Source organism: Sulfophobococcus zilligii (assembly GCF_055398255.1).
In genome coordinates, this window is record NZ_AP042406.1 from 733456 (window position 1) to 746752 (window position 13297).

Genomic DNA, 13297 nt, shown 5'->3' on the forward strand with positions numbered 1-13297 from the left:
GTCGCCCTTCCACTACACACTCCTCAATTGATGTATTTATAAACTGGTTTACTAGGAGTTATTTATTGGAAGCCGGGGTGGCCGAGCGGTCTAAGGCGGCGGGCTGCAGGGCTTTATCTGGGCAGGGGGCCCAGACACCCGCTCTACCGCGGGTTCGAATCCCGCCCCCGGCTCTAATAAATTCTTGGTTTATTTAGTAGAAAAGGAGAGGTTTAGGTTTGTTGAAAAGAAATTTTATTCAATGAATTTTATGTTTTGGCATTTTAATTGTTTTAAAAACTCGTCTAGTTCGTTTAGTGGTATTTTTATTGTGTATAGATAACGTGGTGTTCTAGCTTTAACTTTTGCTACTCCTTCTTTTTCTAGTTTTACTACTCTACACTCTACAGCTCTCTCGGTGATCTTTATAAATTCTTCTCTACTTGTTACTTCCTTGGGCATAATAAGCACCATCATTTTAAATAATACTTGGTTTAAATATTTCTTAGGTGTATTTAACCTTAAAATACTCTTGTATCCGAGGTATTTAAATGCCACGTGTATCAGCTAGAATAGAAGACTACTTAACAACTATTTATAGACTAGAAGAAGCCCTTGGAGAAGCCAAGACAAGTGATATATCTAGAGAACTCGGAGTATCAAATGCAACTGTTTCAAAAATTGTTAGTAGACTAGAGAGTAGAGGACTAGTTATACGCGAAAAATACCATCGTGTTACACTAACAGAAAAAGGAAGGGAAATAGCGAGAGAAATTATTAGAAGACATAGAATAGCAGAGTTGTTTCTAACAAAAATACTTGGTTTTAACGATAAAGATGCCCACTACTATGCACACTACTTAGAACACTTACCAAGCGAGATAATAGAGAGAATATATGAATACCTGGGTAAACCATCAACCTGTCCACATGGAAACCCAGTCGTAGACTATGAATTAAAAAAGAAAACTACACTCAGTGAAGCACCTGATAATAAAACCTGTATTGTAAAGAGATTACTCGGCGAGTTAAGAATAGTATTAGAATATGCCAGTGAAAACTCTATTAGAGTTGGCTCTTCTATAAAAATCCTGGGAAAAGACTCTGATACAATAATAATTGAATTAAGTAATAGAGAAATCCAAGTACCGAGGAGAATAGCTAGATTGATTGTTGTAGAATGTAGCGATCTCTCCTCCTAGACATCTAGGCTACTATAATTTTAGACTTGTCTAAAAATATATAAGTTTAGACATGTCTAAAATTATTAACGGTGGTACTTATGGAGAATACTACAAGCTTGGATACTGTGAAAGAAGGAAGGGTCGTAACAATACTTGAAATTCATGGGGGAGGATGGCGTCGTAGACTCTACCAGATGGGTATTCTACCCGGAACCCACTTAGAAGTCGTTTTCAATAGAGGTACTGGACCAATAATCGTTAGAGTTGGAAGCGCCGAGATATCTCTTGGTAGAGGAATTGCTAGAAAAATACTTGTAAGAGTTGAATAACCATGTCTAAACTCCTAGTGGGACTCATAGGGCAACCAAATGTTGGCAAATCAACTCTTTTCAACGTGCTTACAAAGGGAAATGTAATAGTATCTAATTGGCCTGGTACAACAGTAGAACGAGTTGAAAGCACCATTAAGTATAAAGAATACGAAATTAAAATAGTAGATCTCCCGGGGATTTATGGACTCTCATATTTTACACTAGAAGAGAAAATATCGAGGAACTTCGTAGTAGAGGAAAACCCAGACCTCTTAGTAGTACTTGTAGATTCTCTAGCACTCGAACGAACATTCTACCTCGCAGTTGAAGTGCTAGAATTAACTAGCAAGGCATTAATAGCTATTACAAAAGTAGATATTGCTCACAGTAAGGGTATCCATATAAACTATGATTTAATAGAGAAGAGACTTGGAGTTCCAGTAGTACCAGTCTCAGCAATTAAGGGTAGTGGAGTAGAAGAACTACTAGATGAGATCATTGAAAAAACTCGTGTTCAGGGGAGACTTCTTAGAATAGACTATGGAGAACTCGAACCATTTATAACGGGAATTGAAGACGCTCTCCGCGTAGATAGAGAACTAGTCTCTAAATACCCAGCTAGATGGCTTGCACTAAAATTCCTCGAGGGAGATGAAGAAGTAGAAAAACTAGTGAAAGAGAAATTGAGTGATAAATATAGAGAACTATTTGAAATCAGAGAAGAAGCTAGGAGGAGGATTGGAAGAGATCTAGCAGCATATATATCAATGAGAAAAATGCACTTTATAAGAGACAACCTGTTGAAAAACGCCGTAGTATATGCTCGACTAGAGCGGGTGAGGTCGCCTAGAATATTTTATAATCCATACATAGCCCCTCTGCTTTCAACTAGCATTATATTCACATTATTCATCTTGGTTTTCATAGTAAACACTGGCTACCCCTTAACAACTATTTTAGAGCACTTTGGATATACAGAACTAGCTGTTTTACTAGAGGAGTATTCGCTTTCAAGTTTAATTGAGAAATTATTTGATGCTTTAAACAACTATATTATTGGAGTTCTCGGTGAAACACCATTTTCATCTTTTATAACTGGTGGTATTATTGCTGGTGTAGTTTCGGTAGTAGTCTTTATTCCACTAATAGCTATTGTAATGATAGTACTGGGAGCACTAGAAGACTCTGGATTACTTCCAAGACTAGCAATAGGAGCACACATATTACTAAGTAAATTTGGTTTATCTGGACACGCAATACTACCATTAACTCTCAGTCTCGGATGTAATGTACCGGGAGTTATGTCTACAAGGGCTATTCCAAACCACTTAGAGAGATTGAGATTAATAATATTAACACCATTCATACCCTGCCAAGCACGCCTCGTAGTCCTACTTGTTTTATCAGCTTCGCTTGGAGGAGTAATTGGTGCTCTACTCGTCCCAATAGTATACTTGACGTCGTTTCTAGTAGTGTTATTGTTAAATTATGTATTGTACTTGTTTGAGAAGAGAAAGCGATATGAAGAAGTAGAATTACTACTCGAAATACCACCATTACATAGACCATATTTTAAAGTAGTATGGTGGTTTACATGGCACCACTTAAAACACTTCTTGATTAAAGCAGGTACTGTTATCTTTCTAGTGAGCATTATATCATGGGGGCTACAACACACGACTCCAACATTATCCTACACGGAAAACCCAGAGGAAAGCATTGCAGCATACATTTCTAGGAGTCTTGGAGTAGTATTGAAACCACTTGGTGTTAGCGGGGAAAACACGTGGATCGTGGGGTATGCTCTACTACTGGGATTTCTAGCAAAGGAGTTAATACTGGGTGCTATAGTGGCTTCAACTGGAGTCAACAATCCACTTGACGCGTATAGAACACTTGGTTTATCTATTCCAACAAGTGTTTCACTTGCATTGTTTATAGCACTATATGTACCGTGCCTGGCAACCATAGCAACTATTTACAGTGAAACAAAGAATTGGAAGACAACCATTTCAACAATAGTACTAATGATGACAACAGCCTATCTCCTCGCTCTACTAGCATACAATATTACAATGCTAATTCCACTTTAAACCCAATAATAAAGCAACCATTGTTTAAAAACCCCAAATAACACATATAGGTAAAGGAGTCAATGGGCCCGTCGCCTAGCCAGGACAGGGCGCCGGCCTCCTAAGCCACTGCGTGGAAAGCCGGAGGACCCGGGTTCAAATCCCGGCGGGCCCGCGTCTACTACAACCCTAGAAAACAACTCTTGAAAATTAGTGTTCAACTAAACTCTGCTGTACTACAATAAATTACCGGGTTTAACAATACATTATAGAAGAAGGGTTTGTATAGAGTGTTTAAGGGGCTTTGTTAAACAATGCCGAGGATATCTACTGGTAGTGTATTGTCTAGTAGGGGCTATAGTTTTATTGAATTAATAGATCCTCCAAGTGAGCCCAAATACTCTAATTTAAGGTTTATTGACGTCGTCCCAGAGTTTTCCAGTTTAGAAATAGGCAGTTCGTACCTCTATAAACACCAGTATGAAGCATACACTGCATTGGAAAACGGAGAAAACATTGTTTTAAGAGCCGGTACTGGTAGTGGTAAAACAGAAGCATGGATACTCTACGTGTTAAACGAGTTAAAGAAAAACAAGGATTTCCACGTTATAGCTGTCTATCCAACACTAGCACTTGCAAACGACCAAGTTAAACGAATAGAGAAGTATATGGGTTTAATTGGTAAAACACCACTCCAACTAGATAGTGTTAGGAGAGAAGAACTAGTTAAAAAGAAGGGTTTAACCTCACTTAGATTCTCTATTGGAACATCAAACCTTATAGTAACAAACCCCGCTTTTCTCCTCCATGATTTAAAAAAGTATATGGTGAAGAAGAGTAGTGCACTACTAGCCCCCATATACTCTAAATTAAACCTACTAGTTGTAGATGAATTGGATTTCTATGGGCCGAGATGTCTAGCGCTCTTTATGGCGTTAATAAAAATACTCTCAAAGATCAGTGCGGAGAGATTACAAGTAGCCGTTCTCTCAGCTGGAATAGCAAATCCAGAAGACCTCTGTAAATTCCTCTCCGAGGAAACAGGTAGAAACTGTCGTGTAATTGAGGGTGAGCCGTTTAGAGTTGAGAATAGAACGTATATTGTACTAGGTAAAAACCTAGAAGTTGTATGGAGGAATATTAGAGATCAATGGTCAAAGATAGTTAGAGAACACCCAGAACTAAACGAGTATACAAAGATAATTAGTAGTTATAGTGAATTCAAGAGAGAAGCATATAGAATAATCTCGATTCTTGAAAGCCTTGGATACGACATACCCAGTATACACGTAGATCCAGCCGAGATAATAACAGAATACTTTAACGATGAATACGTAACACTCGTATTTACAAGGAGTATTGGTTCAGCCGAGGAACTAGTAAAAACAATAAAACAAAAATATGGTTCAAATGCGCCAATAGCAAGCCACCACCACTTAGTCCCCAAGAAAACACGAGAAGAAATCGAGGAGAAGGCGAGAAGAGGTGAAATAAAAGTCATTGTTTCACCCCGTACGCTATCACAAGGTATTGATATAGGCTTAATTACTAGAGTAGTACACCTAGGCCTCCCAGAAAGCGTTAGAGAGTTCTATCAGAGAGAGGGGAGGAAAGGCCGTAGGAGAGAACTAGGGTTTTCAGAGACGATTATTATTCCATATGCTAGATGGGATAAGGAGTTATTGAGTAGTGGTCTAGATTCTTTTAAAAACTGGCTTGGTCTGGGACTCGAGAAAACCATTGTGAATCCAGATAACCTCTATATATACCTGTTTACAGGTGTAATTAAACTATTATCGCCATGGTTTAAACAAGAACTAGATAAACGAGAAGTAGAAGCATTAAAAGCAACTGGTGTTTTAACTAGTGAGGGTGTTGTTGTAGAAAAGAAGTTGAGAGAAGTATACGAGAAGATCAATTTCTACGAGTATGCGCCACCATATGGTATTAAGAGGTATCTCGAGAAAAACGGAGAGTTAATACCACTAGAACCCATTGGACACGTAGACCTAGTAGAGAAGTTTCAACCTGGAAATATAGACTATGGAGAGGAAGCTATAGTTGTATCACTAAATACTGGTAGAACTACAAGGTTTGTTAGAAGCATTATTGAAAAAAGTATTAGAGAAATTGATTTTAGAAGTAGTGATGCATTATCTGTAGCCCTCGAAGAATACAGGTATATCAAGTTAAAGTGGAGTGAAACACCAAGTATTATAAGAGACCTGCTCTCGGGTAGAATAACCAGCGAGGAGTTGTGCGTAGTTTATACTCCTAGAAATGGTTTTGGAAAATACATTAAAATACCTGAAAGGTGTATTTGGACTGTTCGATCAGAGAAACCAAAATACATGGTTGTAAAGGGAGAGCCCATTGTATACTATGATAAGAGAACAATCTATGTTCCCATGCCAACGGGAGGGGAATACCGTGATTTCACATATGGTTACACGTATCCAATAGATCCAAGAGAAAACACCGAGCTCATTAGACTAGGACTCGCATACATTATTGTATTGTTGAGGAGGTATATGGGTATTCCACTACACACAATACTATACGATGTCGTGAAAATCGGTGAATACAAGTATTTCTCTCTCCACGAGCCAGAAGCAGCAGGGTTAATTGAAAAACTAGACTGGTTTAAAATAAGAGAGTTTATTAAAACCCATAATCCAGACGAACTAGATAGAATTATTATATCTGAAATAGACGACATCGCATATTCAACACTTGTAACAATAGAGTTTGACTGGGACCTAGTTAGAAACCATGCTCTACGCGTTGTAGACTACATACTAGCCAGGGATAAAATAAGAGCTTTTATTAAAGGTAGAGAGCTCATAATACCGCGGCCTAGTCCAGCTTTAAAACTACTTGCATATGTAGTAGTAAGCGAGGTATTAGATGAAGAATCACTCACACCATCACTACTTACTGCTCATGGATTCTATGATGGAGAGAAGTTTACTGGTTCCGTGGAGATCTATCCACCACTACCACTAGTTAAACCACCACAATCACTACTTGAAGTTGAAAGTAGTTTGTTGGATAAAGTCTACTATGAAGACTACAAGTTAATAGTTGAAGACGTTGATATACTGCTCTCACAAGTAAAACAAGCCAATTTACGTAGAATAGCATCACATATATCTAGTAGTAGAGAACAAGTAATTGCTGTGACACCACTGATATCAAAAAGTGATCTCGGGTTAACAAGTGTAGAAGAAATAGCTGTAAATCTAGGTGTAGAGCCGAGAGTAAACTATGCTACTATACTAACTATACTCAAAAAGATACGTGAACACAGGAAAATACTGGAGAGAGAAAGAGAATTGATATTGAAATACCTTGAAGACAAAGCTAGAGCTCTATATATATCATATCTCGTATTAAACGAACTCGTTAAAAACCCCTAATGTATAATTCTATCAACTAGTATCAAACTAGAAAATTCATGGTGTAGTAGTTGCCAAATCAGGTATTCTGCGATATAGGTAGTGTTACATCAATATTATCACTGTACATTTCAATAATAGTTGTCGTTGTTATCACCATATATGCACTCTTTGACATCAAGAGGATAATAGTTAAATATGTTTTAACACTTCTATTGCTACTACTCGCAATCTTCAATTACTCCTACATATACATTGTTTCAACAAAAGCTGTTTTATGTAATCCTCAATACGAGATCACTATACTCCCACTAGTAATACTTGAAAAAACAGATCTAGGGGGAGTAGTATACCCTGATTTAGGGCAAATATCAATAATACTACTCTTTATCCTCTGGCTAGGAGAAATAAAGAAATTAATTAAACATAGACAAGTAGAGAGTGAATCCATTGTATACACAGATACTATTGAAACCAGTCAATCCAGTTGAATGTATTATTCAAGAGAGAAAATCAAGGTTTACTGTTGAAGTATTATTAGACAATAAGCCTTCACCGGTATATTTAAACAATACTGGTAGATTAACCAATATACTAGTTAAGGGTAGAAAAGGGTATTGTATACCAAATAAAACCGGTAAATTAAAGTATAGATTGATTGCAGTTGAGAAAAACCAGTATGCATACCTAGTAGATACTAGTCTACAGGAAAAAGCATTCGTGGAAGCTGTTAAACAAGGACATATACCGTGGCTAGAAAACTGTATACTCGTAAAGAGGAATTACAGACTCAACAGTGAAGTAGTAGATTATGCTTTTAACTGTAGTGGTAGACTCGTACTCGTTGAATTAAAAAGCGCTGTAATGGAGTTGCCTGGAGGACTTGCTGGATATCCAGATGCACCAACACAGCGCGGGTGGAGGCAGTTAAGTGCACTAGCAAAATACGTTGAGAGTGGCGGGAGTGGAATAGTAGTATTTATAGCTGGTGTACCATTTAGCACTGGGTTTAAACTATATTGCAGTGTAGACAGAGAAATAAAGAAATACGTAGATAGAGCTATAAGTGTAGGCATCGTGTTCAGATCAGTAAACATCTTCTACAATCCAGACAGTAATAGTATTATACTGGGCAATTCAGACCTACCAGTTGATCTAAATTGCTACCTAGACGACAATGCTTAAAAAACCCCTTAGAATTCTAGTTTATATAGATGCCGCCGTAGTATAGCCCGGTCAAGTATGCGGGCCTCTCGAGCCCCTGTAGGGAGGCGTGGAAAGCCCGTGACCCGGGTTCAAATCCCGGCGGCGGCATTTTTCCAACTCCTTAATCTGGTTTTGGAGGTGTTACATTGACTTGACCCTGGTATTTGCCCTGGTAGGGCTTGTAGACCGGGCTACTCGTCCTCAAGAACACGACGTGTAGAAACCTCTGCTCGGGATACACTCTGACTGGGTGCATGCCGCCAATCAGCTCGATGGTTACGTTTCCCTTGAACCCGGCGTCTATTACTGTTGGCGGAATGTAGAGCCCCGCTCTTGCAAAACTGCTTCTGAGGTTTACTAGTCCGACAAGGTCGTGTGGTAGCTCGACCCATTCGAGCGTGGTGGCTAATACGTGCTCGTATGGCTTCACTAGAAACCCGTTTCCATCTACATCTATGCATTCAAGTGCTTCTGGTACATTCATTGTTTTTGTATCTATTACTACATTGTTTCCTTTAAACCTACAGAATCTATAACCAAACCTCAAGTCAACACCATTTTCCCTGACAGTGTCTGGATAGAGTGGGTCTATAACCAGCAACTTCTTTTCAAGGTAGACACGTATATCCCAGTCGCTTAGTATCAATATAAACCACCTCACTAGTGTATAAACATGGATTCCTTTTAAACCAAGAAATCAACGTGTATTACTATCTGTCTACTCGTTATATCGATCCAGCCGTGTTTAAACACTCAAGTATTTTATGTCTTGGTGTTTTCTCTGGACATCTCTCAATTGTGAACTCGCACCTGCCCTCTAGGAACTCGTTTAGTGTGCATGGCTGGCGTCTACTCCTGTTCTCGGCGAGCACGCATCTTGGACCCGTGTATTTGAATATCCTGGGGTGGACTGATACAAGCTGCCTCCACAGCTCCCACGCTATAAATCGTATCTCCCACTGTGCACGGCTACACATTCTCAATGGGAGGAAGACCTCTACCAGCTCACGTGCATTCATAGAGACAATAATTCTCGTCTTCACGGCTTGTGGTAGGAGGTACCTGGCGTCTTCATAGGATACCCCGCTAGCAAGCGCCCTGTAGTATTCGGCCGTAGATGCTAGAAGCCCTTTGAGAAAGCCCTCATTCCTGTTCTCTACGATTACTGGTGGTATAATGAAAGCCTGTGAAGCAAGCTCTAGTAGCTGGTTGAATACGAGGTTGCTTTCAACTACATCTTCTAGTAGGAGGGCTGTTTCTCCAAATGTAGCTGGCGGGGTTTTACCCAGCAGTCTAGATGCTTCTTCTACCAGGCTCTTCAGGTATTTATCACTATATCTCTGACTCAACTGTGTGTAACTAGCGTGTCTGTGTCTAACCAACTGGTGGCTACAAACCCTACTACAAGTTACCTCGAAGACATAGATACTGTGTTCTAGCGGGCTACCGTGACCCCTAACAACGAGTTCTCTAAGCCAGTTTTCAATGTCCTCCACGCTCATTTTCTCGTTTATACTATTAAAGTCTCTTGGCGAAAGCGTTGCTTTTGCACTAGTGGCAATAATTCTCTCGGTGTCTGAGAGATAGTATAGTAGTTTAACACTTGGTAGATACTTCAACGTGTAAACCCCGGTATCGATTTAACTATTATTTTATTAAACCCCTTCTCGCTGAAAACACTGGTAAGTTTTTTCACTTGTTCATCGTCTATAATACAGTGTTTTCTACACCATGCTGGATCCCTGGGGTTTGTAAACGGCTCTCCTAGCAGTGGATTGAAAACCACTGTTGTTTTATCTGGGTTTAAATACGATATTATTTCATCAAGGTATTTCTCTAGTGTGCTGGGAGCTAGCTCTTTATAGACCGGTATTCTGAGCTCCAACTCTACACCTTTACCCCCTAGGTATTTGAGGGATTCTACGAAGTTTCTCCATAAAACCATAGATGCTTTCTCGGGTAGGCCGTATAAGAAACTTGGTGGAATTTTAAAGTCTGTTGCTACATGGTCCACTAGTCCTGGTTCTACAATGTGTTTTAAATAGTGTAGAGGTATTGTTAAATTAGAGTTTAAACTTGTAGCAAGTCCTATTCGACGTGTTTTCTCAAATAATTCTTTTACACTAGTGTATTGTATTAGGGGTTCTCCACCAGTAACGTGTAGGTAGTCTACGAGGAACTTGCTGGCTTCAACCTCCTCTAGTATTGCATCTACCTCAATCCATTTACATAGCTTGGAGTCTCGTTCAGCAATCCGCCAGTTGTGACAGAAGGGGCATTGAAGGTTGCAACCACAAAGCCAGAGAGTAAATGTTGGGTGTTCTACAACATCGACTAGTGAGACGCTCTTCCAGCCAGCGGTATATAAACGCATAGTAAATCCTCCACGTGGAAGCTAAAGGCATGGTGGGAGAAAAACAGCTTATTAGAATTTATAGTGCTGTCTCTGCCAGAACTCTCTTCTACGATATGGATTCCAGTTTCTGAGTGGACGGTAGTAGCCGATAATTCTGCTCCAAACATCAATGTTTTCACTCCCACACCTGGGGCATGTCTTGTAGAGTCCTGTCGCAGTGTAGTCGCAGTTGTTGCAGTGGGTTATGGCTGGCGTGAAGCTCCAGTAGACTATGTCAGTCTCCATTATCCTCTTTGCTAGTTTGGCAAGCGCCTCTGGATCCGGCTCCTCGGCGAGGAATAAGTGCATCATGACGCCTCCAGTAAAGTATTTCTGAACTCTCTGCTCTACTTCTATTCTGTCCGGCAACTCCATTTCTGCATAGTATGGTGCAACGCTAGTGCTGTATAGTGGCTCAGCTGGCAGGTATTCAGCTAGCTCTGGATACAACTTCATATCTCTAAGAGCCAGCTTTGGAGCCGCCGACTCGCCTGGTACCTCCTCTACGTTCCATGGAACACCAGTCTCCATCATCCACTCACGGGCTCTACTCGTAGCATACTCAACCATCTTCCTCATCAACTCGGCGGCGCGGAGCCAGTCTCTCCTAGCGCCGTCGAGCCACAGCTTTGGCTCCTGCATTAGTAGAGCGGCTGCTTCTGGTAGACCAATAATTCCAATAGTGTTGAAGTGGCTAGAGGGGAATTCATGCATGTACTCGAGTATCATAGCGTAGAAGTTTGGATACTGCTTCATAAGCCTGACATACCTCTCCCTCTGCCACTCAAGTGCTTCTCTCACAAGCTTCAATCTCTCATCGTATAGCTCCCAGAACCTGTGCTCCTCTCTCTGCGCCTCGAGGGCTATCCTGGGCAAGTTGATGTCTACAACGTTCACAGACCCGGTAATATCAGGCAGAGCCCAGAGGCCGCCGAAGCGTTGCTTCTCGATTTGCTTCCAGTATTCCTCACGGGCTTCCTCAGCGTCTCTCTTTGACAGCGAGAGCTTGAACTTGGAGCCGTTGTAGGCATACAATAATTCATTTTTATCCACATTAATTCTGCAACACATCGAATATGTGGCGTCTGGGTCAACGACTCTTGTATTCAACCAATAGAAGCTTCCTCGTTTAGCAGCTACTTTGAACACCAGTTCGTGTAGTTCTGGGTCTTCCCATATCCATGAAGCTGTAACCATTAGTGTCGGTATGGGGAATGTGAAGGGTTGCCCCACGGCGTCTCCTTCTAGGTATAGCTGGAATAGAGCTTTGAGAAACCTCTTTGCTTCTTCTTCGTATTCTCCGAGAACTCCCGCTTCTCTACCGCCATAGACAGCGTGGTCTCCCTCTAGCATTTTCTTCGGGGCGTTCATTGTAACAGTGAAGTTGGTGAAAGGTGTTTGAAGCCCGATTCTCGTGGGGTAGTTGAGGTTGAAGAGAAGCCTCTGTAGTTGTTGCTTCAACTGCTTCTCGTCTGGTTTATCACTGCGTATAAATGGCCCAGCATACCATTCAACACTTGAAAAAGCCTGTGCACCAGTAAAGTAGTGTTGCATTGTAATCAAGTAGTTTGCAATGTGGTCTACGAGCGTGTCGAGGTGTCTAGCCGGCCTCGAGATAACCGTGGGTGTCTTCAAGCCTTTTTCAAGCAGTCGTGCAATACTGTGTCCTGTACAATAAGGAAGCCACACACTGTATGGTAGTTTATGTATGTATATTAATCCATCCATGTGTGCTCTTAGTATGTGGTTTGGAATTAAATTGTAGGCATCTTCTTTGATTTTCTCGTCGAGTAGCCAGGCGAAAAAGCTACCAGGCCCCTGATATCTATTTGCGTTTTCATTAACGTCGAGTCTGTTCCACTCTGCATAAATGTCTAGAGGGTCTCGTGGATGTAGAGTTGTCTCCTGCATAAAAATACGCCTCTCTCCTTATCATTAATCGGTTGGTTAAAAACTGCAATTGAAGTGTCTAGCTAAAAGTTCACGGGCGTTTTTGAATTCTAAACTCTATCTGAATATTTATAGTTCTATGACGCCTAGTATTTTCTCGGCTGAGGCGATTATTCTAGATACAACGATATGGGTTGATAGAGGCTCTCTATATATAGAGTAGCATCTAACAGCTTGCTTCTTTGTTTCTTCTTCGAAGTCTCCATGGGGGAATCCTCCTATACCAATTGCTAGTTTTTCACTAATTGCTTCTTCTACAACACTATATACTGGTTTGTATTCACATTCTTCGCTTAGTAGTATCAGTCCTCTACTCATGGATTCTTTTATTAAATCTTCTAGTTTAATTGTTTTGAGATATAATAGTGGTTTTTCACTACCTGGTGGTACTCTTCCTTCTTTAAACAATTGCTCCATTAATCCTACAAATCTATTGTAGTTTCTCGGTATTCTCGTAGATGGATCTATGAATACAGCGTGTCCTTCAATAGTATAGATATACGTGGATAAACCACCAGTTTTATTTAAGGGGCTTTCAAGTGCTTCTAGTAGTGCTATGTGGACAATGTCTGGTCTACCACGCTTTTCCGCTCTTGGTAGTTTCTTCATTGCATGATAGTGTATACTTTTATCTAGTAGTATCTCGGTTGGTTTTTTACCACGCCTACTAGCTGTTTTAACTACTGCTGGGTGATTTGCTATTGATGCTGGAACTGTTTCTAATGAGGCCTCTAGTAGTATTAATACTAGTTTACTACGCATAATCCTATTCCTCTATAACCACAACACTATAATCTATAAC

The 13297-nt window shown here is 40.4% G+C and carries 12 protein-coding genes and 3 tRNA genes; 9 read left to right on the forward strand and 6 right to left on the reverse strand.

Translation table 11 applies throughout. The features are described 5' to 3' along the window. Nucleotides 1-71: 71 nt before the first annotated feature. Nucleotides 72-173: transfer RNA gene (locus ACZ5YP_RS04015), tRNA-Cys, on the forward strand. 61 nt (nucleotides 174-234) lie between these two features. On the opposite strand, the gene ACZ5YP_RS04020 is transcribed toward ACZ5YP_RS04015, so the two are convergent. Next, nucleotides 235-441, reverse strand: a complete 207-nt coding sequence (locus ACZ5YP_RS04020) for a 5'-nucleotidase (protein WP_464834500.1) — start codon at nucleotides 439-441, stop codon at nucleotides 235-237. 89 nt (nucleotides 442-530) lie between these two features. Between ACZ5YP_RS04020 and ACZ5YP_RS04025 the strand changes: the two genes are divergently transcribed. The 8 genes from ACZ5YP_RS04025 (at nucleotide 531) to ACZ5YP_RS04060 (ending at nucleotide 8258) form a co-directional block, all read left to right on the forward strand. Further along, on the forward strand, nucleotides 531-1181 hold the full coding sequence (locus ACZ5YP_RS04025; protein ID WP_464834501.1) for a metal-dependent transcriptional regulator: 651 nt from the start codon (nucleotides 531-533) through the stop codon (nucleotides 1179-1181). 80 nt (nucleotides 1182-1261) lie between these two features. Continuing rightward, a complete protein-coding gene (locus tag ACZ5YP_RS04030; RefSeq protein ID WP_464834502.1) occupies nucleotides 1262-1492 on the forward strand; it encodes a FeoA family protein in 231 nt (76 codons plus the stop codon). 2 nt (nucleotides 1493-1494) lie between these two features. Continuing rightward, nucleotides 1495-3567, forward strand: coding sequence for a ferrous iron transport protein B (gene feoB / locus ACZ5YP_RS04035; protein WP_464834503.1), 2073 nt, complete (start codon nucleotides 1495-1497; stop codon nucleotides 3565-3567). 64 nt (nucleotides 3568-3631) lie between these two features. After that, nucleotides 3632-3721, forward strand: a tRNA-Arg gene (locus ACZ5YP_RS04040). A 139-nt stretch (nucleotides 3722-3860) separates the two neighbouring features. Continuing rightward, complete coding sequence (locus ACZ5YP_RS04045; RefSeq protein ID WP_464834504.1) at nucleotides 3861-6965, forward strand: DEAD/DEAH box helicase; 3105 nt, start codon at nucleotides 3861-3863, stop codon at nucleotides 6963-6965. Nucleotides 6966-7015: 50 nt separating this feature from the next. Beyond that, nucleotides 7016-7435 (forward strand): hypothetical protein, encoded by a 420-nt coding sequence (locus ACZ5YP_RS04050; protein ID WP_464834505.1) that lies wholly within the window; start codon nucleotides 7016-7018, stop codon nucleotides 7433-7435. Then, the gene (locus ACZ5YP_RS04055) at nucleotides 7395-8129 is read left to right on the forward strand and encodes a DNA/RNA nuclease SfsA (protein WP_464834506.1); all 735 of its coding nucleotides are present in this window, start codon (nucleotides 7395-7397) and stop codon (nucleotides 8127-8129) included. Before ACZ5YP_RS04050 ends, ACZ5YP_RS04055 begins: the two co-directional genes overlap by 41 nt. A gap of 31 nt (nucleotides 8130-8160) precedes the next feature. After that, nucleotides 8161-8258, forward strand: a tRNA-Glu gene (locus tag ACZ5YP_RS04060). A gap of 13 nt (nucleotides 8259-8271) precedes the next feature. Here the strand turns inward: ACZ5YP_RS04060 and dcd are convergent. From dcd to ACZ5YP_RS04085, 5 genes are all read right to left on the reverse strand, one after another. Then, entirely contained in the window at nucleotides 8272-8796 is a 525-nt protein-coding gene (gene dcd, locus ACZ5YP_RS04065) for a dCTP deaminase (protein WP_464834507.1), read from the reverse strand. Between the two features lie 79 nt (nucleotides 8797-8875). After that, nucleotides 8876-9769 carry an FAD-dependent thymidylate synthase gene (thyX, locus tag ACZ5YP_RS04070; RefSeq protein WP_464834508.1) on the reverse strand — a complete coding sequence of 298 codons (894 nt, stop codon included), beginning with the start codon at nucleotides 9767-9769 and terminating at the stop codon, nucleotides 8876-8878. Beyond that, nucleotides 9766-10524, reverse strand: a complete 759-nt coding sequence (locus tag ACZ5YP_RS04075) for an anaerobic ribonucleoside-triphosphate reductase activating protein (protein WP_464834509.1) — start codon at nucleotides 10522-10524, stop codon at nucleotides 9766-9768. Before ACZ5YP_RS04075 ends, thyX begins: the two co-directional genes overlap by 4 nt. A 51-nt stretch (nucleotides 10525-10575) precedes the next feature. Further along, nucleotides 10576-12456, reverse strand: coding sequence for an anaerobic ribonucleoside triphosphate reductase (locus ACZ5YP_RS04080; protein ID WP_464834510.1), 1881 nt, complete (start codon nucleotides 12454-12456; stop codon nucleotides 10576-10578). A 108-nt stretch (nucleotides 12457-12564) separates the two neighbouring features. Then, on the reverse strand, nucleotides 12565-13257 hold the full coding sequence (locus ACZ5YP_RS04085) for a 16S rRNA methyltransferase (protein ID WP_464834511.1): 693 nt from the start codon (nucleotides 13255-13257) through the stop codon (nucleotides 12565-12567). Nucleotides 13258-13297: the final 40 nt, after the last annotated feature.